General features: G+C 44.9%; 22 protein-coding genes. 13 read left to right on the forward strand and 9 right to left on the reverse strand.

Features of this window, described 5'->3' with window-relative positions; translation table 11 throughout:
• Positions 1-1,270: 1,270 nt before the first annotated feature.
• The 11 genes from C1A10_RS05030 to C1A10_RS05080 all read left to right on the forward strand — a co-directional run bounded on the left by C1A10_RS05030 (position 1,271) and on the right by C1A10_RS05080 (position 11,275).
• Positions 1,271-2,068 carry an AraC family transcriptional regulator gene (locus C1A10_RS05030; RefSeq protein WP_101909209.1) on the forward strand — a complete coding sequence of 266 codons (798 nt, stop codon included), beginning with the start codon at positions 1,271-1,273 and terminating at the stop codon, positions 2,066-2,068.
• Positions 2,069-2,486: 418 nt separating this feature from the next.
• Complete coding sequence (locus tag C1A10_RS05035) at positions 2,487-3,419, forward strand: RraA family protein (protein WP_101909210.1); 933 nt, start codon at positions 2,487-2,489, stop codon at positions 3,417-3,419.
• A 63-nt stretch (positions 3,420-3,482) separates the two neighbouring features.
• Positions 3,483-4,553, forward strand: coding sequence for a TRAP transporter substrate-binding protein DctP (dctP, locus tag C1A10_RS05040; RefSeq protein WP_101909211.1), 1,071 nt, complete (start codon positions 3,483-3,485; stop codon positions 4,551-4,553).
• A 122-nt stretch (positions 4,554-4,675) separates the two neighbouring features.
• The gene (locus C1A10_RS05045) at positions 4,676-5,206 is read left to right on the forward strand and encodes a TRAP transporter small permease (RefSeq protein WP_101909212.1); all 531 of its coding nucleotides are present in this window, start codon (positions 4,676-4,678) and stop codon (positions 5,204-5,206) included.
• A gap of 39 nt (positions 5,207-5,245) precedes the next feature.
• Positions 5,246-6,535: a TRAP transporter large permease gene (locus C1A10_RS05050; RefSeq protein ID WP_101909213.1), complete on the forward strand. Its 1,290-nt coding sequence runs from the start codon at positions 5,246-5,248 to the stop codon at positions 6,533-6,535.
• A gap of 47 nt (positions 6,536-6,582) precedes the next feature.
• Entirely contained in the window at positions 6,583-7,470 is an 888-nt protein-coding gene (locus C1A10_RS05055; RefSeq protein WP_101909214.1) for an MBL fold metallo-hydrolase, read from the forward strand.
• Positions 7,471-8,418, forward strand: a complete 948-nt coding sequence (locus tag C1A10_RS05060) for a mannonate dehydratase (protein WP_101909215.1) — start codon at positions 7,471-7,473, stop codon at positions 8,416-8,418.
• 19 nt (positions 8,419-8,437) lie between these two features.
• Positions 8,438-8,851 carry a cupin domain-containing protein gene (locus C1A10_RS05065; RefSeq protein WP_101909216.1) on the forward strand — a complete coding sequence of 138 codons (414 nt, stop codon included), beginning with the start codon at positions 8,438-8,440 and terminating at the stop codon, positions 8,849-8,851.
• 20 nt (positions 8,852-8,871) lie between these two features.
• Complete coding sequence (locus tag C1A10_RS05070; RefSeq protein ID WP_101909217.1) at positions 8,872-10,227, forward strand: mandelate racemase/muconate lactonizing enzyme family protein; 1,356 nt, start codon at positions 8,872-8,874, stop codon at positions 10,225-10,227.
• Between the two features lie 8 nt (positions 10,228-10,235).
• A complete protein-coding gene (locus C1A10_RS05075; RefSeq protein WP_101909218.1) occupies positions 10,236-10,979 on the forward strand; it encodes an SDR family NAD(P)-dependent oxidoreductase in 744 nt (247 codons plus the stop codon).
• Between the two features lie 47 nt (positions 10,980-11,026).
• Positions 11,027-11,275 carry an RHS repeat-associated core domain-containing protein gene (locus C1A10_RS05080; RefSeq protein WP_180950997.1) on the forward strand — a complete coding sequence of 83 codons (249 nt, stop codon included), beginning with the start codon at positions 11,027-11,029 and terminating at the stop codon, positions 11,273-11,275.
• Positions 11,276-11,349: 74 nt separating this feature from the next.
• On the opposite strand, the gene C1A10_RS05085 is transcribed toward C1A10_RS05080, so the two are convergent.
• From C1A10_RS05085 to C1A10_RS05110, 6 genes are all read right to left on the reverse strand, one after another.
• Complete coding sequence (locus C1A10_RS05085; RefSeq protein WP_145997699.1) at positions 11,350-11,604, reverse strand: hypothetical protein; 255 nt, start codon at positions 11,602-11,604, stop codon at positions 11,350-11,352.
• Between the two features lie 78 nt (positions 11,605-11,682).
• The gene (locus tag C1A10_RS05090) at positions 11,683-12,072 is read right to left on the reverse strand and encodes a hypothetical protein (RefSeq protein WP_101909221.1); all 390 of its coding nucleotides are present in this window, start codon (positions 12,070-12,072) and stop codon (positions 11,683-11,685) included.
• A 19-nt stretch (positions 12,073-12,091) separates the two neighbouring features.
• Positions 12,092-17,491 (reverse strand): RHS repeat domain-containing protein, encoded by a 5,400-nt coding sequence (locus tag C1A10_RS05095; protein WP_101909222.1) that lies wholly within the window; start codon positions 17,489-17,491, stop codon positions 12,092-12,094.
• 499 nt (positions 17,492-17,990) lie between these two features.
• Entirely contained in the window at positions 17,991-18,539 is a 549-nt protein-coding gene (locus C1A10_RS05100; RefSeq protein WP_101909223.1) for a recombinase family protein, read from the reverse strand.
• 204 nt (positions 18,540-18,743) lie between these two features.
• Positions 18,744-19,583, reverse strand: a complete 840-nt coding sequence (locus tag C1A10_RS05105) for a zinc ribbon domain-containing protein (RefSeq protein WP_101909224.1) — start codon at positions 19,581-19,583, stop codon at positions 18,744-18,746.
• A 27-nt stretch (positions 19,584-19,610) separates the two neighbouring features.
• Positions 19,611-19,814 carry a hypothetical protein gene (locus C1A10_RS05110; protein WP_101909225.1) on the reverse strand — a complete coding sequence of 68 codons (204 nt, stop codon included), beginning with the start codon at positions 19,812-19,814 and terminating at the stop codon, positions 19,611-19,613.
• Positions 19,815-19,966: 152 nt separating this feature from the next.
• Here C1A10_RS05110 and C1A10_RS05115 point away from each other — a divergent pair, with 152 nt between their 5' ends.
• Positions 19,967-20,314 (forward strand): helix-turn-helix domain-containing protein, encoded by a 348-nt coding sequence (locus C1A10_RS05115; protein ID WP_101909226.1) that lies wholly within the window; start codon positions 19,967-19,969, stop codon positions 20,312-20,314.
• Between the two features lie 55 nt (positions 20,315-20,369).
• On the opposite strand, the gene C1A10_RS05120 is transcribed toward C1A10_RS05115, so the two are convergent.
• The 3 genes from C1A10_RS05120 to C1A10_RS05130 are packed head-to-tail and all read right to left on the reverse strand — an operon-like array spanning position 20,370 to position 22,763.
• On the reverse strand, positions 20,370-21,332 hold the full coding sequence (locus C1A10_RS05120) for a class II glutamine amidotransferase (RefSeq protein WP_101909227.1): 963 nt from the start codon (positions 21,330-21,332) through the stop codon (positions 20,370-20,372).
• A gap of 1 nt (position 21,333) precedes the next feature.
• Positions 21,334-22,461 (reverse strand): amidoligase family protein, encoded by a 1,128-nt coding sequence (locus tag C1A10_RS05125; RefSeq protein ID WP_101909228.1) that lies wholly within the window; start codon positions 22,459-22,461, stop codon positions 21,334-21,336.
• Positions 22,462-22,478: 17 nt separating this feature from the next.
• Positions 22,479-22,763 (reverse strand): DUF960 domain-containing protein, encoded by a 285-nt coding sequence (locus C1A10_RS05130; protein WP_101909229.1) that lies wholly within the window; start codon positions 22,761-22,763, stop codon positions 22,479-22,481.
• A gap of 249 nt (positions 22,764-23,012) precedes the next feature.
• On the opposite strand from C1A10_RS05130, the gene C1A10_RS05135 reads away from it, so the two are divergent.
• Positions 23,013-23,192, forward strand: a complete 180-nt coding sequence (locus C1A10_RS05135; protein WP_101909230.1) for a helix-turn-helix domain-containing protein — start codon at positions 23,013-23,015, stop codon at positions 23,190-23,192.

Genomic DNA, 23,192 nt, shown 5'->3' on the forward strand with positions numbered 1-23,192 from the left:
AGTGATGTTTAGACTGCAAGAAATTCTACAGAACCGCATGAATAGGTTATTTGCGTTTATTTCATCTTATATGGTGTTAAGCAATGTTTTTATTAAGATGAAACTTTTTTAGATAGTTTTTTAGATACCTATAATCCAAGACCCAAAATTTAGAGAACATGATTTCGCATACTATTTTTCAGTAATATTTGCTTATTTTACTTTATGTATATGGTTATTAATATTGATGAAGGAAGCAGCTTTATTTAACCGTTTCCCTCATAGACGTTTTTTGTTATAAATCCTCTTATATTATTATGTGGGGAAGTTGGGCACCATAGGCAACGATAATAAAAGCGGATACCTCATGATAGAAGCTTTTCTGGGCACTGCCTTTATTTTCTTCTATACAATTGTTAAAAAATCAGGTGATGCAGAAAGTTTTTTTTAAACTCTCTAACTTGTTTATCGATTAGCATTCTTCCGAAGAGATATTACGTGTTTCTGCAAATTCGTTAGGATTGCTTCTTACTTGTTCCCAAGCATCCAATACTTCAGGTCGACTGACTGTAAATTAACTATCTCTCAATTTTTTTGCCAGTGAAGCTGTCGCCGAGCGGAGTGTCTCCCTTTTCTTCAGCCTGTTCTATGCTGTTGTACGGCAAGATTTTTGTCTCCTGTAATATCTGCGACAACTCAGATAATATCTGCTTCCACTTTTCGCTGCCTAACTTTGGTCCGCTTTTTCTTGACCTTTCCAAATATTCCCCTTTGAGGAGCGTCTACTTCTTCGAGTGCGGTGCATTTTTTATCTCCCAACGCATAGTCTGGCTTTAAATCCTATCGGACCGATGTGGCTGAAAATTGAAATCTTCCTGCATAAGATAAAAGCACGTTGCGCAAATATTCTTATGCAAAGTAACCCCACAGATTAATCTTTGCCATATGGCGTTTCACTATTTCGATTTTTAAAGATGGCTAACTGAAGCGGAAGTAGTGGGGAATGGCACTGAGGCCGAATTTCGGGCTAGCTTGGAATATATTTTTTCAAATAATGTAAGTGGAAAGACTTTGATATATCCAATTATCATGGCGAAATATGTTCTCGCTGGTATAACGGGCCTTGCTTTCCATTTAATTTCTTTGTATTATAAAATCTTAAGTAGCCTCTTAACATTTAGCCTGTTGCATAAGAGGACTTTGGCGAAATTTACACAAGATATTAATGTCGGCCAATTTTTTTGACTATAAAACCGTATAATCCTCATTTACAGAAAAGAGTGAATATCAATTGAAATATGATTTTAAAGAATGCGATATTCAAATCGAGACGATCATCAATGTAGTTGCAATTAAAACCGATAGGGACTGGAAACTCAATGATCTTACATATAACGATCGATGGATTTTATGCTGTTCTACAGGCGGAGCGGCGGTTTATCGGTGGGATGAAAAAACAATTAATCTTGAGAAAGGTGATTTGTTATTTTTTCAAAAGGGAAAATCCCGGTCGGCTTCTACAAATCCGGCAAAACCGTGGTCATTTATTGTAATCAAGTTTCAGTTGGAGAAACTAAATGAAGCAACACAGGAAATGCTTGCCTCCATTCCCGTGCATATACCCCGTGTACAGCAAGCAGTGGCCCAGTTGTTTCGGGAAATTGAAACGACATGGCGGGCAAAACATCCGGGTTATATAATAAAAAGCAAAAGTTTATTATATCTTCTTCTTTACCAATTATTGGGGGAAAGCAAGCAAATGGTGGAATCCCGTAAGTATGAAAATTGTCTCTCAACGGTATTGCAGGAGATAGAAAATCATTTTGATGTCAATTATAGTGTGTCTGAATTGGCTAATATGTCCAATTTATCGCCATCCTATTTTAATACCATTTTTAAAAAATACACAGGATATACACCTATACAATATCAAAATTATATAAAAATGACGCATGCTTATGATCTTCTTCGTTTTAAGCATTATAGAATATCGGAAGTAGCGGCTCTTGTAGGAATCACAGATGATTATTATTTTAGTCGGTTATTCAAGAAAGTGATTGGAATACCTCCTTCAAAAGTGCGGGATTAAATTCTGGCAAGTCAGTTTAAAAGAAGTAATAAAAATGTGCCGAATCAGATAAAACGAACAATGGGAATCACCCAATCGTAGGAATGACAGAACTGCGGTTGGGTGATTTTTATGTTGGTAAAGGTAGGGAAAGGCCTAAATTACCTAAGAATAAGCTTGTTTGTTGGAAAACATGAGGGTAAAAATATTAGGTTATGGGACTGTATCGCTCATTAATGCGGGAATCTGCTAACACGGAATTTCTATATGCTGCATCATTAATGGCTGTCATTCTTTATTTGTAATAAAAAGTTGTTTTGTGCAAAATTAGTCGAAATAATCATTGCCTATAAAATAAAATTTGATAATATATAGAGGTAAAGATTAAAAAAACTAGTAAAAAAGTTTAAATCAAAGATTAATTCATGAAGGGACTAAAATGATGTTTCACTCAAGAGAAGAGATTATTTCTATTACTTCCCTATGGAAAGGAGAACGGCTTCCAGACGGACGTCCAAGAGTCGCCGATAGGTATTTAGATGCGCTTTGTAAAATGACTCTTGAAGAAGTTTGGAAGCCGATATTTGTAAAAGGATATGAGAATCAATTTGTGGCAATGAAATCTCTCCATCCGGAATTTAAAGAAAACGGCGATCTAAACTGCAAAATGATAGGTCGCGCTGTCACCGCAACATATGCGCCTACGCGTCCTGATTATTACAGCGACAGCTTTAAAATGGCAGCTGAAAAAGGTTACCAGGGTACGCCGAACCAATGGGTACTGGATTCTTTGACCGAGAGGGATGTGGTGGTCGTTGATATGTTCGATAAAATTTATAAGGGAACGTTTTTAGGAGGAAATCTTACAACAGCGCTGAAAAGTAAAACCCAGAGTGGTGGAGCCGTAGTTTGGGGCGGTATTCGTGATATTGAACAAATGCAGAAAGTACAGGAGGTTCAGGTATATTATCGCGGAATTGATCCCACACCGATACGTGATTTCGTTTTAACAAGCTTTAACGGCCCTGCACGTTTGGGCACAGAATCCAAAGCCGCAATTTGTCTGCCTGGTGATATTGTGTATGGATGTGGCGGCGGTGTTTTATTTATTCCGCCGCATTTGGTGGAGGAAGTAGTAGATGGGGGAGCAAAAACGCAGATAAAGGATCTGTTTGGCTTCGAAATGATAACAGCTAATCGCTTCACAACCGCGCAAATCGATCGGAATACATGGACAGAGGATATGTTAGATTTACTTATGGAGTTTATCAGGACGGACGAACGTGCAATCTCTTATCGCCGTTTGGATTGGTCACGCGAATATGAGCTTGCTCGTAATGGTGATCCAAACGATTCACAATCCGCTTTGTAAATTATGGTTACAGCTGGCAGATGCAAATGTCAGTGAAAATAAAATGTAAAAGGGAGAAGAAAAATGAAAAAGTTTTTAGCATTGATTCTTGCTTTCACAATGACAATTGGTATGGCGGCATGCTCCGAAAAAAATTTAGCGTCAGAGGCTTCGAATTCTGTTGCACAATCTGGTGAAACGCAGACGGAATCAAAGCCTGCCGCACAAGCTTCTGAGCCAGTTGTGCTCAAAATCAGTATCGCAGAGACTTCTGCAGATGTAAAGGCCGAGGTACTTGATGAGTTTGTAAAAAAAGTAGAAGAACGGACAAATGGTACGATTAAATTTGAAGTCTACTACAGTAACGAACTGGGTTCTTTATCCGATGTAACTGAGCAGATGGCAATGGGTGGTAACGTATTGGCAGGGACCTCTGGCGATTTTTATGCCGATTACGGATGCCCGGATATTATGTCAACAGCGTTGCAGTATGCGCTGCCTTCCGTAGATGCAGTCATGAAGGTTAATGATTCCGAACTTTTTGCGGAGTGGTGCGCTAAAATCGAAGAATCTTCAGGATTAAAAATCCTCTGCTGTAATTGGGCGGCGGCACCACGCAGCGTTTTATCCACAAAGCCAATCAATTCCGCTGCCGACTTTAAAGCATTGAAAATCCGCGTGCCAGGTGCCGCAGCCTCTGCATTTTTCGAGGCTCTGGGCGCCGCTCCCCAAACCGGCATGCCTTTCTCAGAGATTTATACCAACATGCAGCAGGGAGTCGTTGAGGCTTGCGAAGCTCCGCTAAGCACGCTGTCCTCTTATAGCCTGCAAGAAGTCGCTAAGAATTGTTATCTTTCCGAACATTCGCTTGCCCCGTCCTGCTGGGCAATGAGTGCAAAAATATTTAACTCACTGTCCGTCGAAAATCAAAAAATCCTACAGGAAGAAATGGTCAATTATGGCTATGAATTCATGCAAAAAGGGCTGGATTCTCAAGCAGAGTTCAAGAAGACGATGGAAGACGCTGGGGTGGTATTTATAGAACCATCGAAAGACGACATAAAGCTCCTCCAAACTGCCGGAAAAGCAAGCTTTGAAAAATTCCCTGAAATGACTTCGGGATTGTATGATCAGTTGCAAGAAATTATCGACTGAGATATGAGCAATGGCGGAGAAACGGAATAAATTCCGATCTCCGCCAACAACAGAGGTTATATTTTTAAATCTATTTAAAATGCTTATGGTTTACAAATAAACAGATAGAAAGAGGTGGGGCTTTGAAACGCATTGTATGGCTAATTAAAAATATAGAAGAAATAATTTCATCTATAGCCTTGGCGGGAATGGTTTTAACAACAGTTTACAACGTTATTATGCGGTATATCTTTAAAAATTCACAGGCGTGGGCGACCGAACTGTCGATTCTATTTTTAATTTGGGCGACTTTTATAGGAGCCGCAGTCTGCTGGAAGAAGAATATGCACTACGGCATGGATTTTGTGGCAGATCATTTCTCTGAAAAACTTCGATTTCAGCTTCATCGTGGCATTACGCTGATGTGTACACTTTTATTTGCATTTCTTTTTGTGGTTGGGTTGCAGTTTACCCTAACGGCGACAAAAACAACTGCTTTTTTCCGGCTGTCTTATAAATTCCTGGACATTTCCGCTGTTTTAGGATTTGCAAGCATGACAATTTATTCTGTAATCTATTTTATACAGAGTATTGTCCATCCAGATCAGTTTAGCAGGCGCTATGCTGTTGCTTATGAGGATACAGAGAATACTCAAGATACTGAAAACAGCTAAGATGCCTGAACAGAGAGTTTTGGAAAGGAGTTTTAAAGCATGAATTTTATACCTTGCATCATTTTAGCAATTTGCTTTGCGCTAGGCGTACCGGTTGCGTTTTCTCTGATTCTTGCATGTATTCCATATTTTGTGATGGATCCATATATTTCAATTAACGTTATTATCCAGAGAATGGTTGCTAACGCGGAGAGTACTTCACTGATGGCAGTTCCGCTTTTTATTGTTGCGGGCTCGATTATGAATTATTCCGGCATCACAAATCGCCTAATGAATCTTGCCGATGCACTGGTGGGCCATTTAACCGGTGGGCTTGGACATGTGAATGTGGTTCTGTCCACCATGATGGGCGGCATTTCTGGCTCCGGTGCAGCAGATGCGTCTATGGAAAGCAAGCTGTTGGTGCCGGAAATGGAGAAGCGCGGGTATAGCAGAGCCTTTAGTGCTGCGGTTACAGCGGCATCCGCATGTATTACCCCGATCATCCCGCCTGGAGTAGGCATGGTAGTTTTTGCATTCGTATGCGAGGTTTCATTAGGGAAGCTGTTCTGTGCCGGATATTTACCTGGCTTGATGATGTGCGTTTCGATGATGATTGTTGTCGGGATTATCTCTAAAAAAAGAGGTTACAAGCCCTCCCGCGAGAAACGCGCAAGCGCAAAAGAAGTTTGGAAGCTGACAAAAGATGCCGCGTGGGCATTGTTTCTTCCGTTTGGGTTAATTATGGGACTGCGTATAGGAATGTTCACAGCAACAGAAGGCGGAGCAATGATGGCGCTGTATTCATTGCTGGTTGGAAAATTTGTTTATAAAGAGCTGAAATTTGAACAAACCCCTCAAATCATGTGTGAAGCAGTTGTTTCCATGTCTTCCGTTATGCTGATCCTCTGCGCTGCGAATGTATTCAGCTATTATCTCAGCTGGGAACGTATACCGCAGGCAATGAGTGAACTTTTGATTAGCGTTTCAGGCAATAAATTTGTTTTTCTTCTCATGGTTAATGTCTTAATGCTCATATTGGGGATGTTCCTGGACGGTATGGCGTGCATGATTATTTTAGCTCCTCTGCTTGCCCCGGTGGCGACGGCTCTGGGAATCAATATGATCCACTTTGGCATTACCATGTGTCTGAATTGTGCACTTGGAGCGATTACGCCTCCGTTTGGTACTTATATCTTCCTTGTGGCAGGCACAGTGAAACTCAAAGCGGACAAACTGGTGAAAGAACTGGTGCCATTCATAGCAGTTTGCTTGTTGGTTTTGGGGTTAGTAACTTATATTCCATGGATCTCTATGATTGTGCCGAAGCTGGTTTATGGAGTTGTATGATAGAATAGGATACTCATATATAGATAGATTGTAATGGGGACGGTAAAATGAGTCAGGAAAGAAACAGGCAAATGCTTAGTTTAGCAATTAATAATACCATACCGGAAAATAGTGAAGTCTTGATTTGGTGGCTTGGTCAAAGCGGTTTCATCATTAAAAGCAGAGATGTTTGCCTTGCGGTGGACCCTTATCTGTCTACAACACTGGAGGAAGCCACAAAAAACCAGCCATGGAAGCGACACATTCGCATGGGCCCGCTTGCCGTTTATCCGAACCAACTGCATTGCATAGATTACATCCTATGCTCACACGGCCATAGGGATCATTATGACCCTGCTACGATCGATGGTCTGCTACAAGGCAATCCAAATGCAAAGCTGATCATTCCTCCTGCGATAGTGCCAACAGTAAAGAAAAACGGGCATGCTTCAAAAGAGATAATCGGACTGGGCGTAGGAGAGGTTTATGCGGCGGGCACACTAACAATCCAAGCTGTGAAAGCAAAACATGATGCGTTCGATTGGACTCCGGAAACGGGGTACCCATACGAGGGCTTTCTTATCGACATCGCGTCGAGCAGAATCTACTTTGCGGGAGACACGGTCTGCTATGAAGGAATGTCAGAAGAACTAGCGGGGGACAAAATCGATCTGGCAATACTGCCAATCAATGGATGTTCGGAGGAATTGCTTGAGTTGGGATTTGCTTCCAATATGACTTATGAGGAAGCAGCGAACCTTTGCCACACAATTGGCGCGGAGCAGATGATTCCCTGTCATTATGACATGTTCACAATCAATACGGAACAGGTTGGCCGCTTTGTAAATTATGCAAATACAATGCAGGAAAGGATCCGGTATTGGATTCCGGTGGTTGGGGATGTGTATTCACTCACAAAGGTGGAACCCATGTTGTCAGGAACGGAGGAAAATTGAATGATCGTAACAGATTATTTATATAGCGGGAAAGATATCTCGTGGGATTATGCGCGACAATGCGGTGTAACCCACGGAACAATCCGTTTGCCGGAAAGCAACGACTTTGATATTACAGATCGGGCACACTGGCAAACAATTCGCGGGCGATTCCAAAATTTTGGTATTCAGCCAATTGTGATAGAACCCTTGCCTAATATATTACACGACCATATAAAAACGGGTGACAGCATGAGGGATGAAAGTATTGAAAAGCTGATCAAAGCTTTTCAATATATGCAGGAAATGGGGATACATACAGTATGCTTCAATTTTATGGCGCATATCGGTTGGCTGCGTACAAGCAATGAGATTCATGAACGAGGCCAAGCCTTGGTTACGGGATTTGATTTAAGAAACGTGGAGTCGACACCATATAGTATCACAGAGAAAGAACTCTGGGACAATTATCTGTATTTCATCAAAGCAGTTCTCCCATTTGCTGAGAAATACAATATCCGGCTTGCACTTCATCCGGATGATCCGCCGCTAGACAGGATCGGGAATGTCAGCCGCATTATGACGTCTTATCCCAACATTAAAAAAGCGATCGATACCATAAGGTCTGATATGCTGGGTGTCACAATGTGTCAAGCAACTTATTATCTGATGGGGGAAGACTTGTTTCGAGTCGTACCGGAACTTGCAGATAAAATATTTTTTATTCATTTTCGAAATGTCCGCGGAAACAAGTTCCAATTTCAGGAGACATTTCATGACAATGGGGATCTTGATATGGCAGCACTCCTGCGGCTGTATACTTCATTAAAATTAGACGTTCCAATTCGTGTTGACCATGTCCCGCTGATGGCTGGGGAAAGGAATGACCGCCCAGGGTATACAGTGGCAGGACGGCTTTTTGCAATCGGCTATTTAAAAGGATTGCTTCAAATGTGCGAGCAGGGATAAGAAGAAAGGAACGTAAGCCATGAATATGCAAGAGATCGAATGTACTTGTTATGATGGCGAAGGTTACTGTCGGCTGGTCTCATTTGAAAGTTGGCGGGTAGCAGTCGCTAATTTCGCGGCTCATTTACAGCCAGATACGCTGCAAACCTTTGAAAAACACACAAAGACCGATGAGATCTTTGTGCTGCTAAACGGAGAAATAACTATTTTGACGGCGGGATATGATCAGCTGCCGGGCGATATTTGTGCGTGCCGGCTTTTACCGGGGAAAATTTATAATGTAAAAATGGGAGTGTGGCATGCAATTGTGCTTACCCCACAGACCAAGATTCTTATCGTAGAAAATGATAATACCGATGAGCGTAATACCGAAAAATGGTTGATCACACAAAAACAGAGAACAAAAATCAGTGCGCTTATCAATGTAAAATAATGAGAAGAGGGCTTAATAAAATGGTTAATACAGCATCTAGACGAGGAAGTGTTGATCCGTTATCTTTAAGAATAACCGATCTGCGTTTTGTGGACATTGATCAGGCACCGAAACGCTGCACACTCCTGAAAATTATGACGAATCAGGGCCTGGAAGGGTACGGAGAAGTGCGGGATGCAGCAAGCAAGACGTATGCGCTGATGCTCAAAAGCAGGATTTTAGGGGAAAACCCTTGTGACGTGGATAAGATCTTTCGGAAAATTAAGCAATTTGGTGGGCCGTCTCGTCAAGGCGGCGGAGTGTCCGGCATTGAGATCGCATTGTGGGATTTAGCGGGAAAAGCGTATGGAGTGCCGCTATACCAGCTATTAGGTGGAAAATTCCGGGATAAAATCCGGATATATGGAGATACAGACGTGTCTGGAAAACATACGGGAACAGATATGGGACATGCACTCAGGAAGCGTGTAGAAATGGGATTCACATTTCTAAAGATGGATCTTGGGATTGGGTTGTTATTGGATGAGCCAGGAACAATCAACGCACCGACAGGACTTGTGGAAGATATGAAAAACTATGCTTCTCACATTCTGAATGCGCAAGGAGGTTCCGTAAGCGCTGATATGGTGCGACATCAGAAAAGTTATTCCTTAGTTACAACTGCACATCCGTTTACAGGACTACATTTGACTGAAAAGGGGTTGGATTACCTTGAAAATTATGTGCGGGACGCGCGTAATGTGATTGGCTATGAAATTCCCCTGGCCATTGACCATTTTGGACATATTTGCGTAGAAGATTGTATTCGGTTTGCAAGGCGAATGGAAAAATATAATATTGCCTGGCTGGAAGACATGGTACCGTGGATTTATACGGACCAGTATGTCCGTTTGAAAAATGCAACAGCCATTCCAATTTGTACGGGAGAGGATATCTACCTGAAAGAAGGGTTTCAAGCCCTGATTGAAGCAGGAGGTATTTCTGTGATACATCCCGATATTTTAACCTGCGGAGGTGCTCTGGAATTAAAGAAAATTGCTGATATTGCAGATGAACATGGTGTTGCTGTGGCAATTCATATGGCGGAAAGTCCAATTGCCTGTATGGCGGCGGTCCATGTAGCCGCAGCAATGCATAATATACTTGCTCTAGAATTTCATTCGGTGGATGTCCCATGGTGGCAGGATATGGTGAACGGTCTGCCAAAACCATTACTGCAAAATGGGTTTATCAGTGTCCCGGAAGCACCGGGTCTGGGAATCGAAAGTTTGAATGATGAAGTATTAAGAGAACACATCAATTCTGAGATTCCCGGCATGTGGGAATCCACAGAAGCGTGGAACAAAGAATTTTCAAATGACAGGATTTGGAGTTGAATCGAAAAATGAGTGATAGTTTAAAGGGGAAAACCGCCTTAATTACCGGGTCAAGCAGGGGAATCGGAAGTGCAATAGCATATGAGCTTGCGCAATATGGTGCGGATATCATATTACATTACATAGGGAACACGGTAGCTGCCGAAAAAGTGAAGATGTCGGTTGAAAGTTTGGGACGACAGTGCTGCCTAGCTCAGGCAGACCTGTGTGAGCCTGAAAATATAAGCGGTTTGTTTGAAAAAGTGCGGGAAACAGATATCCTAATTCTGAACGCTTCTGTACAATATAAAAAGAAATGGCAGGAAATCACAACGACAGATTTCTACCAGCAGATGACTTGTAATTGTCTTGCGTCCATGCAATTAATGCAACAGGCTGTGCCTTATATGCAAAGGCAACACTGGGGGCGAATTATAACAATCGGCAGTGTACAAGAAGTGAAACCACACCCTGACATGCTGGTATACTCCGCGTCAAAAGCTGCACAAACCATGATGGTAAAGTCTTTGGCAAAACAGCTTGCGGGCGATGGAATCACAGTTAACAATGTGGCTCCCGGAGTAATCGATACAGATCGGAATACAGAAGCGCTCGGGGATCCGGTTTATGCGCAAACAGTCAAAAATTTGATACCAGCAGGCTTTTTCGGCAGCAAGGAAGATTGTGCGGGAATAGTACGTTTACTGTGCTCAGAGTCTGGCCGGTATATTACAGGACAGAGTATCTATGTGGATGGAGGAAAGGGGCTATAGGATTCTTTCATTAAATCTGAATAAGAGGTACAAATTGGTTTCTATATGTGCTGAAAAATTACCGCTATGATGCGTTTGGCAACGAGCGGAGCCCTGAAAAGCTGGATTCCAACCCCTTCCGCTACTGCGGCGAGTACTTCGACCGCGAGACAGGTGAACTCTATCTCAGAGCGAGGTATTATAATCCGGCGATTGGAAAATTTGGCGCTGAGGATTCGGCAAGGAGCGGATTAAACTGGTATACTTATTCATTAACGATCCCAGTTTCCAAAGTCATAATGGATTTGAGAAATTAATGAGCATCGCCGTGCTGAATGTTTTGATGGCCTACATTCCCTGATATAAGCGTTCGATTTAGCTTTCATGGACTTTAACAAAACCTCATCATATATACCGAAGCGTCCGCGCGTTGGATAACGTCCCCGTGGGCGTTGAACAGGTAATACTGGTTTGCGACGTCCTGTTCGCGCGCAATGAGATTGATTCCCCGCAGATAACGCGCCGTCACCGTCCCGGTCGTGCCGATTTCCGCCACGATGTTCTGCCCGTCCCACAAGTGGATAGTAGAACTCGTTTCTCCATTTCGTTCCCGGATGATTTTCCGTAGCGCAGGCCATCCGAGCAATAACGGTACACAATGCGTACATTGAACAAAAAGGGTGCCGCCGGATTCAGATTGAATCCGGCGGTTGGTCTTTACGACTTATTTATGATTCTTAGCAGGTTTTAATACTACGCTAAACAGACATAAGCAAAATGAAACACGTAATAGCAACCCTAGCCAAAAAGCAAGTGCCTGAATTTGAGTTGTAGGAGTGACAAATATATTGATCGCAGCCAGAATGATGAAAACAATAGCGGTTACAGTAAAAACATGATACCAAATAAAACACCATTTTGTCATGTCTGGATTATTATACTTTAAGACACATGACAACAGTATTTTATCTTTCATTGACTGTTCTCTGCAAATTTTCTTTTTGCGTGTTTTGCTCATACCATAGAAGGCAAAATGATAAACGCATTTTCTTAATAATAGAGTAGATATCAAAGTAACGACTGTTAGTAGGAATATCCCTGTAGCTTCTTTCATCTTGCCTCCTAATTAATGGTTATGCAATAACCGCCCTGATTTTTTTCTTTGCACGGTCTTCCAGCCCAGTTGCATCAATTATTTTTTCGATTGTAGTATCACGTACTCCTTCAATTAACATTGTCCTAATAATTGTTTTCCAAATTTGTGTTGCAGTTTGCGAAAAATAATACGTAAGTGCATTTGAAATTTCTTTTGTTGCTCCTCTTCCTAGCTGATACATAACTGCATTCCCAACGCGAGTTGAAAGCGCGTTGCTCATTGAATTAAGATGTTCCAATGGGATATCCGGTATGCCCATCACTGCGCTAAGTTTATCGCCAACTATACCCATAGCAGCGCCTGACATTGTAGAAAACCCTAGGTCGAACCAGTCCACTTTTTCTATATTGCCGCCATTATCATATAACTGGGTAGCCAAGTTTCCTGTACCTCCAACTATCGCCCCTGCCGCCGGTGCAGGCACCCCAACCGACATCAAAGCTCCTCCAACAGCCCCGGAAGCCGCGGAAATGCCCACATGTCCCCAGTTTACAGCATCCCAATTTCCTTTTGACGCGATAAGTTGTGCACCAAGATTAACGCTAGCACCTATAGCCCCGCCGACAACCGCAGCGATAGCTATATGTATCCAGTTACCGTTCTTATCTACATATAAAATAGGGTTGTTATGGCAATAAGTATACAGGTTCAAACTTAATGGGTCAATAACGGCTTGCCCATTTGGCATTTTGTAAGTTAAGTGCATTATAGTATCTTGCTGTGTGAATCTTCCTATCATAGGGTTGTAGCTACGGTTACGCAAGTAATATATCTGAGTTTCTTTATCAAGATACTCCCCGCAATAGCGGAATGGGTTGAAATCCAGCGGTTCCGGATCGGTTTCAATACCAAACGCATCATAGTTGTAATTTTTCAGCAGATTGCAGTTGGCATCATACCGTTGGGTCACGTCGCCATGCGCATTAAAGGTGTAGTATTGCAGTGCCCCGTCCTGTTCGCGCGCAATGAGATTGATCCCTCGCAGATAACGTGCCGTTACGCTGCCGGTCGTGCCGATTTCCGCCACGATGTTCTGCCCGTCCCACAGGTGAGTAACAACGGATGCGCCGCTGGACTTACTGTGACGAAGTCCGTCCGGACGGTATTGGAATGTAACCGGTGCGCCGCCCATGCTCTCACTGACCAACTGATTGAGTCCATTATACACTCTTGTTTCAGTCGAATCAACAGTAGTCTTTGTAAGCTGGTTCCCGTTTGCGTCATAGGTATATGTGGTGGTTTCAGCCGCAGAATCTGTGGTTTTAACTTCGCTTACCAGCCGGTTTCCCGCTGCATAAGTATAATCTACCGAATACTCTTCGCCCCCTCCGGAAACTCTCATTTTAGAGCGGTTGGAGAAGCGGTCATAAGAATAGTTGATTGCTTTACCCCGGCGTACGGATTCCTCAATCAATCTGCCGAGCTTATCGTATCCGTAGCTGACCATCACACCGTCCTGATCTTTTTTCCGCGTCTGATTTCCATCCAGAGAGTACTGATATTCATAAGACGTCATTACCAAAATAGAGCCATCTATTGTAGATTCTTTTCTGTTTAGCACCGAAGTAACAAGATTCGCATCGTTATAGGTATACCGAATGAGGATATGGCTTTCCGGATATTCCAGCGCGGTACGATTACCATTGTCATCATAGCTGTACATTGCAATCGGGGTTCCATTTTTTGTTACCGTCTTTAGACGATTCGCCCTGTCATAGGTATATCCAAGATTAATTTCCTGGACTGTTCCCCGCTTTAATGTAAAGCTGATCCTGTTTCCTGCAGCATCATAACCCATGATTTTTACTACATCATTGCTTTCACTCTGTTGAATGACTCTTCCCTGTGCATCATACTGATAGGTAACTGACAGAGTGTCGTTGCTTTCACTGAGCTTCTGACCGGTTTTGGTATAGCGATGCTGCGTGCTGGTTGTTTCGCCACCGGCTGTTACGCTTTCATTTAGAATACGATCGAGTCCATCGTATGCATAAGTGTATACATTGCCATTTCGGTCTGTCTTGCTGATCAGGCGCCCCATACCGTCGTAAGCAAACCGTTCTGTGCGATCGGCGGGATCCGCCGCTGTCAAAACATTACCGAACCGGTCATAGGTGTATGTGATTTTCTCCGCACCGTCAGTTGAGTCGTCAAGCATACCTGTGTACACTGCCAGTTTATTGCCTACGTTATCATATACAAAGCGGGTACGTCGCTGGTCGTAATCCTGCCTGAACAGGATGGTATCTATCACGCGATTACGGCTATCGTACACATATTCGGTTGTTTTCCACTCGGTTTCTTCGTCGTAAACTGCGTAGAGCACTTCCTGTTTAATTATATTGCCTGCCGCGTCATAGAAATATCGAGTTACCGAACGCTCTGTCCCGTCAAGCGGAGAATCCTGTATAATCAAGCGATTCAGCGCATCATATGTGAACAAAGTTATATTACCATTGGGGTCGGTCACACTGATTTTGTTCCCAAGTGCATCGTATTTTATTACAACGTTTGCCAGTTCTGCATCGGTTTCTTTCACCACGCGGCCTGCATAGTCGTATTCCCATTTGGTCACATGGCCCAGCGCATCCGTCTGCGACAGCTTGTTGCCCAGTCTATCATAGGTGTAGCTCACGACCGCGTCCGCAAGGGAACCCGAGCCTTTTACCGTTTCCTGCCGCACCCGGCCCGCCTGATCGGTCAGTGTCTCGGTGACAACAGACGGCGCGTTTGTATCTCCGGTAATGGTTTTCACCACACGGGAAAATTTGCTCTGCACCACAGGCGTAAATACAGAAGTTTCTTTGGAAAGCTCTTTGCCGCCTGTATCGGTAACCGTTTTGGAAGCTATCCGTCCGTAAGCGTCATAGGTGTAGGCCGTTTTCGCTTTGACCGAGCCGTTCTCCAAGTAAGCGGTTTTCGTTGCGACGCGCTCCATGGAATCGTATGTAAACGCGGTGCGAAGCACTTCCGTCCCGTCCGGATTCACCAGAATCTCTTTTGCGATTTTACCTGTCTGGGTATACTGATACCGCGTGCGGTTACCTTCCTCGTCTTCAGCCAGAAGAATATTGTTTATGTCGTCGTAGGTATTGGCTTTGGACGGCTCCTGCTGCCCGGTTCCGGCGGGGTAGGTTTCCCGTGTGACCCGTCCCAGCCCATCATGTGCCATCCGGGTTGCGTTGCCGTTGCCGTCTGTTTTCTGCGTCACGCGGCCGAACCAGTCATAAACGGAAGTTTGCAGGATGGTTCCTGGCGCTTCCTGCGCGTTTGTTGGTGCGACCGGATTGCCTTGCGCGTCGCAGACACCCAGCGCCCTAATTTCTGTAGGTTCGGGAGATGTGGTGCCATAACGGTACTCCGTTACAAAGCATATTGCGGTGCTGGCAAGGTTTTCTCCGTAATACCGCTTCTCTCTTTTCAGCTGGTTGGCTTCATATTCAAAGGCTGTACGTTCCTTCAGGACACCGTTTTCATACACGCATTTCACCGCGGGCAGCCGCTTGTCGCCTGTCAGGTCGTACTGTTCCTTGATGGACCAGTTTGTATTGGAAGTCGTCTTTTCGAGCAGCAGACTGTAAGTCTGATCGTACTGCATGGTAACACTCTGGTCAATGCTCGCATCCTGAGCACAGCTCTCCGAATAGGAAGTCACGTTATCCTTGCTGTCATATGCCCAGCTTTTTGTGACCTTCACGGAATTCCCGCTTGCCGGGTCATAACTGGTAACGGTTTCTGTCACCGGCAGCTTCCGTTTGGAGGAATTGCTGTCGATCTCATAGGTAATGGTGCGCTCCTGTGCGAGAGCAGCAGAACCGGACGGGAAAACATAGGTCTGCTCCTTTTGCAGCAGGCCGTACCGGTTGAAGCTGCTGACCACCCGCTTTTCATTGGCGCCGTTCGCCCGGTAATCCACCGTCGCGCTGACAACTGCTTCTTCTCCCCACGCTTCCGTTCCAACTTCCTTTTTTCGCTCGTCGGTCAAATCCAGTTCCTTTGTCTGGAAGCTATAAGACTCTTCGTGCAGAACGGTGGATCCAGTACCGCTGACACGGCCTTTTCTGGAACTAATTACATAAGATCCAACGGTTCCTTTCATGCAGCTGCCAAGGTCCTTATAAAGCAGGCCGTAGGAATACTCCGTTTTTGCGCCCGAGGGATGCGTAATACCTGTTAAATTGCAGTAGGTAATGTCTATGCCCTTGTCGCCCGACTCGTCTTCGCTCCAGAACAGCGTGGTGTTCGCAATCTGCTGCGTATAGGTATAGGAAGTCACCCGTTCAATTAAACCATCCTTTGACTGCCGGACGACCGCCCTTGCATCGAGAAGCTGGTTATTCTGTACCGTATACTTGAACAGAATATCTCCGCTGCCTTCCTGCTGCCAGTAGAGCGTTTTGAGATTCGGATTCTGGCTGTCAACGGTTTCTTTGAGCTCGATTTTCCGCCCGAACGTATCCGTGATCTGTTTGAGCTTTTTATCTGAGGTATAGACAAAGCTGATCCGGTTTCCGAATTTGTCCTCCCGGTAGGAAAGTGTAAAGCCGTAATTCGCGTCTCCGGAAAAATAATCCTTTCGCCCGTTCCGGTAGGTGATGGTGCAGCCGGAGCTAAAAGATACCGTAAGGTCATGTTCCTTGTAATCTTCCAGCTCCCATTTGCTGTCCTCATAGTTTCGTTTCACCGGGATCGACCGGCCGTCGTCCAGATGCAGATACATCGAACCGCGAAGCTGGTCTTGCAGCTGTTCGATTTTGGTCGGCGCAATTACCTCAATTGACGGGAAGTTGAAACGCCAGCCGTATCCAAGCCCGAACAGATTAAGAAAGTGGGTATTGTCGCGGGCAATTGTTTTGACCTGCTTGATTTTATAAACCGTATAAAGGTTATAATCGTCCGCATAAAATCCGTTTCTTTCACGCTGCTTTTTTAGTTTGCTTTCACTGTCGAAATACATGTATTTCATAGCCAGCGTCTGCCGTTTATAGATTTCCTGACAATACATGCTCCCGCTGCCTTTGTCCGCGAGCGGATACTGCATGCCGGAAGCCGAGGAATCATAAACGCGCTCCACCACCAGATCAAACCCGTTTTTGCCGGGCAGGACGATATCCGGATAGGAAAGCTGCAGCGCGCCGCTGTTTAAGGAAACCGTTTCATTCTGCTTATAGTCATAGTGGTAGGGCGCTTCCTCATATTTACGCGGAAGCGTATCTATATTTTCAAACGCCTTATGAGATGAATCCTCCGAGCTCGATCGCAGAGACGCCTGTATCAGCTCCACGTTCTCTTGCGCAGGGCTTTCTACCTGAATCCGGTCTTGCTCTGCGCCTCTAACAGTCTCGCTGACTTTTTTGTTTTCTTCATTGGTTGTCATAAAAATAATCCTCCTATTTATCTAATGTTTGTCACAATACGCCAATTTGTAAACTTGTTTTTTTATTTCTCCTTAGTTTTGGCTTTAAATATTATAAAGCGCGAATCTCTTAAATTGCGAACCTGATTCCTCCTTTCAATTTTATGAATCTATATAAAAAAACCGATGCCCTGCGTGTAGCAGGTACATCGGCTCATCGGCTCAAGGCTCATCGGCACTATGTGTACTTCAACTTTTTAAATATCCGTATTGATTGCTTATGCGTTGGTTTTGTTTGTTTCTGTAACTTTATTGTAGCACGAACATCCGTTCGTGTCAATATAAAATCACAAGATTTATTTACTTTTATTTTATAAATTAAATATACTTGTATTAATCTGTTGTGTCAATTACTTCAGGTTAAAACAGAGTGGATACATCCGCGGTAGGGGTGATCATTTTAAAAAAGATAAAACTAATTTATACTTTTTCTACAAAAAAGAAAGCCCAATGCTTTCTTTTAAAGGTTCCGATACAGCGTGGCCTTTTTGACTCCGGTCAACTCCTCGATTTCCTGAATAGAATATTGTTTTGTCCCATACAGCTTCACCGCTTTCTTTACCGTTTCCGGGTTGACCTTTGGCCTACCGCCTTTCCGGCCACGCGCTCGAGCAGCCTTTAAGCCTTCCCGTGTCCGGTCTGCAATGCAGTCCCGCTCAAACTGCGCAATGGCGCTCATGAGCGTAAACAGCAGTTTTCCGGTGCTGGTAGATGTATCTATGGACTCCTTGAGACTCACCAAATGAACACCTTTAGACTGGAACAACTCGGTGAGTTCTATTAAATCTTTTGTACTTCTCCCAAGCCGGGAGAGCGATTCAATCACAACGGTATCGTCCTGTGTCATCCGTTCAAGCATCTTGTTGAGTTCAGGGCGTTCCCGTTTGGTACCGGTCGTCTTTTCCATATAAACGGTATTCACTCCATAACGGGTCAGGGCATCAATCTGCCGGTCAAGGTTCTGCTGTTCAGTGGATACGCGGGCGTATCCGAATATAAAATTTTTCATAATTGTTTCCTCCATATAAGAATAACCCCGCAAGCAGGGAATGTCCTGCTTGCGGGGCGTTGCTTTAACGACCGTTTTTGAGCCTGTTTTCAGACATTAAAAAACACCGCCGAAATTGTCCGTTTCAGCGGTATTTTCGTCTCAAAACCTGTTGCTCTATCTATGTATCGTTTCCCATACGTTTTAGAAGCATTGTTTAGAGCTTTATTCGATTTTCGTAAGATAACTTCCTGCTAAAACCGGGGTGATTGTCGTTCCGCCTCCGGTATTTTCATACTGGCTCATGCCCAGCGGAAGCCCCCAGACAGAAATCACATCGTCTTTAAAAATATCATCCAGGGCTCCCATATAAAAAACGTAATAGGATAACCCGTTCACATCTATCAAATTTATTTCGTTTACCGTAAGATTTTCATCGACCTGTGTTTCTTTTATTTGAATAACATAGACTTCCGGCAGATACATCAGTTGGTCGCCATATTTGTCGCTGTTCTTCTCCAAGTGTTTAAATTCGATGCTCCGGTCAACAAAACCAGATAATTCCTGTTCAGATGCTACAGGGAACAGATCCGGATGCGTTTCAAGGAATGTTTGCGCTTTTTCACTGATCTGGTAAGGAAGATCATCGTTATCCTGCAATTGCCCATAAAATTCAGACGGAGTTATACCGGCCTCGCTGGAAGCCGGAGCTTCACTGGAGGATTCCTCTTTTGAATTTACAGGCGCCGAAGAAGAGGACGCTAAATTGGAAGAGGATTCTTCCTTGAAATAGCTGTCCATCACAGAAGGGCTCATCATAAGGGAAATCATAGAACTCACAATACCCAGCCCAAACAGAACCGCAACGGTAATCAAGATCGCAAACAGGCAGCCCCGTTTTTTCCTGGGCGGTTTATGTACTGGTCCAGTCGGATTTGATATAGGCGGGACAGGCGCCTGCCCCTTCACCTCCGAAGGGTTTTCAGGCCCTCCTTGTGCCGCGCCGCAAAAACGGCAAAACGTGCTTCCTTCCGGTAGTTCCTGTTTACATTCTCTGCAAATCATTTCTAATACACCTCTACTTATTTATTTTCAATGAAAGATCAGCCGGAACAGCCATACAATCAGCATCAGCGGAATTGTCAGCCATCCAAGAATCAGTCCCCATAAAACACGGTCCCACATAAACCTGCCTACATCCCGGGTCAGTTCAACCCTTACCCCCATGAGGTGGTACTTTAAATACCCGATGCTCTTATATCCCAGAAACACGTATAAAATTGTTGCAATTACCATGACGACCTCCAACCTTCATTGTTTTTTGACATATTTTATCTTAGCATGGTTTTTCCGCAAATTCAATATCTATAGGCATTATAATTATGTGATATCTACTATAATTTGTGTGTCTATAGGATTCCCTCTATCATAATAGCTGGGGTGATCATATGAATGATCTGACAGCAGCATTGGGAATCCGGATACGGGAACTGCGCAAGGCAGGGGGAATGAGCCAGGAAGAGCTGGGTTTTAAGGCCTTCATCAGCGCCGCGCATGTGGGGCAGATCGAGCGGGGGCTCAAAAAGCCGACGGTCGAGACCCTCGGAAAAATCGCCTCGGCGCTGGACTTGTCATTGCAGGAACTGTTTGCGTTCGATGCGCCTGTTGTTCCTGCCAGAACTTCCGCGCCGCTGGATAAGATCACTGCGTATGCCGCTGTGCTGACCGAGGAGGAACAGAAAGACCTCCTGAAAGTGATGAAGCTGTTCAAACGCTTCCGGGACAATGAAGGATAAAAAAACAGAAGAATTGTGTGAGCCGCCGTATTCCAAAATACGGCGGCTTTTGTGTTCAGTAAGCGTAATCCAGATCATAAGATTCTCCCCACCTTAGTTCATGCAGATATTCGTCCAGCAGCTGGGGATCATAGAGGAGTTCCTCGATATCCAGCTCATCCAGCCCGTAATCCATCAGCAGGTCGATCTCCCGTTCACTGATGCCCATATTCCTGGCATAAGCATATAAATCATCAAAACCATGTGAGGGGGCATACGGTTTCGGCCATGTGAACCCGCGCAGATACTCCCGATTGATAAGACTTGTGGCGTCGAAGTTGCCCCGGATAAGTTCTCCCTGTGGGTCAATCTGCAAAATGTCCCCGCAGTCCAGTTCTACCTTTTCAAACGTCTGCTTCTGGAATCCCGTTTTCTTCAAAGCCTTTTTCAGGATATCCTCCGTGGAAGCATAAATGTACATTCCCGATTGGGAGTGGTAAATGTACAGGGGGCTGTCGCCTTTGACAAAGTACAGCCCGTCCTTGTTAAGCGCCGTAAACGTAAAAGAGCCCTCGACCTGCTCCGCCATCGTGGCAAGAGACGTATGGTCGAGGGCGTTTTCCTGTTCCAGCAGCTGGACGGCGATATAACTGTCCGTCCGGATATTGGTTGCCGGCAGCTTCTTTTGCTCCCGCAGCAGCTGATCATTCCACAGCACCCCGTTATGGGCAAACGCAAACTGCCCTTCTTTTGTGGTTCCGCAGAACGGATGGTTATTCTGCCAGTCCTTTTCGCTGCCCTGTGTGGCAGCCCGGGTATGTCCCATCACCAGATGAACTTCCTGCGGGATATGAAACCGCATCTTTCTGGCAGGCAGAGGACGTTTATAGATGTGCAAATGTCCCTCAAGGAAATAGGCGATCCCCGTGGCATCCTGCCCCCGGACTTCGCTTTCCCTTGCAAGGCAGGTTACCAGTTTGTTTTTCTGCCTTGGGGTGAGTGCATTATTATAATCAAACATTCCGAATAATCCGCACATCTTACTGTTCCTCCTCTGTTGTCTGAATTGGTTCATTGATATACAGCCGCCGCTCTTTCAGGTAGGTGACGAGTTCCGGAACCTTTGCCTTGTCCAGCGTCTCCACAAAGGCGCTCCAGCTCTGTTTAGCCAGTTCCTCATCGGACATGGAAACAGCCACATTGCAGATCTCCTGTACGAGCTGCAACGTGGCTGCAAGTGTATTGTATTTGAGTGTCCCCCGGAAGATTCTGAATTCGATCGTATCCCGGTTAAAGATGTTGACACACGTGTACCGGCCTCCGTATCCTTTTTTGGCGGTATCCAGGATTTCATCAGGCCGCTCCTTGTAGCCGTACCGGGCCGCCCAGCGCTTGAACTGCTGTTCCGTTCGCCGGCTGAACCGGAGCAGTTCCGCCCAGTGGTGTTCCACAAAATAGAGAACCCGTCCAATTGCTTCATCCTGTTCTTCCACGCTATCCCCGAAATAGCTGCGGTTCACATGGACATGCAGTCCGCAGGTGCCTGTCCGGTGGCTGCAATAACCAAGATCGAGCGCTTTCTGCATGACCTGCCGCCACGGCATCCTGTGTAGATGGTAGTCTAATGACATCGGGTAGGTGACGATCTCAAGCCCGTCATCCAGCGAACCGTCCGATTTGATGTAGACATGTTCGCAGGCACGGTTTGCAAGGTCGGTCAGGGTTTCGGCGTTCTCGTTGTCCTTACCGCCGTCGTCGATTTCCAGCTCCACGCCTAAAAACAGGTTCCCGTTACCATAGAAGACGGGCTCCGGTTTGTAGCTGTAGTCATGGATGTAATCGTCAGACTGGCGGTCACTGTAACAGTCATAGCAGTAAGGGTCGTCCGAATCGTCTTCATAATAAGCCTCGGACAGGCAAAGCAGGCGGTTGCAGTTGGTACAGTTGGTATAGTAGGCGTCATAGCAGCGGTCGCATAGAGGGAAGAGGTCTGACCCTGCATTGTCATCCCGATAGATGCGCTCCCCACAGCGTTCGCAGAGTACGGTAAGCTCCTCCGCACAGGAAGGGCAGAGCTGATCCTCCTCGATTTCATACATCTGATGCAGTTGATGTTCCCCTCCGCAGTTGGTGCAGACGAATGTCCTGGCTTCTTTGCTTTCACTCATTTTGATTCTCCTCCAATTTAATATTCTGATGCAAGAAGCATCGTGCTGTGGTCTCCGTCGTCGATGACGAAAAGCTTGGCGGTAACGGGTTCAGCCCAGTCCAGCAGATGGACCTGTTCGTATGGCGGCTGCTCCTGCCGGTGGACGATCTTCTGCCTTCCGGATTCACCGGACAGTTCGAAGACCTGCAGGTAATCTTCCGGTTCCGGCATGGCTTCAATAAGATACCAGAGCAGCAGTACCAGTTCGGGCGGGATGGACAGGGATACGCCGCGGGTCAAATAGCGCGGGTTTTGAAACATGAAATCTCCTCCTCTTTTCACTCCAGATACAAAAACCCTGCATGGAAAATCCCATGCAGGGTTTTTATGTTCCATCGGGGGATATCCCAGGGGGAACCCCGACGCATCTATATAGTATGCAGTTGAAAAAATGGAGTTCAGCGCATTTGACGTTACGGAAAAGCGGTTCACGTTGCTGTCTGTTATTCTCAATGATTTGGCGTTGGATTGAACATCTGGATAATAAAAATTGAGGGGAGAAAAGCTGCAATGTTTAACAATTTTGATGACGTGTTAACGGTAGAGGAGCTTTGCGAAGCTTTGAAAATCGGGAAAAATGCTGCATACCGTTTGTTAAATGAAGGGAAAGTAAAAGAATTCCGGATAGGGCGAGTTTGGAAGATTTCAAAATCTTCGCTGGAAAGTTATATTCGACAGCAAAGCGGCTAA

It is taken from the genome of Marasmitruncus massiliensis (assembly GCF_900186535.1).
GTDB lineage: Bacteria > Bacillota > Clostridia > Oscillospirales > Ruminococcaceae > Anaerotruncus > Anaerotruncus massiliensis_A.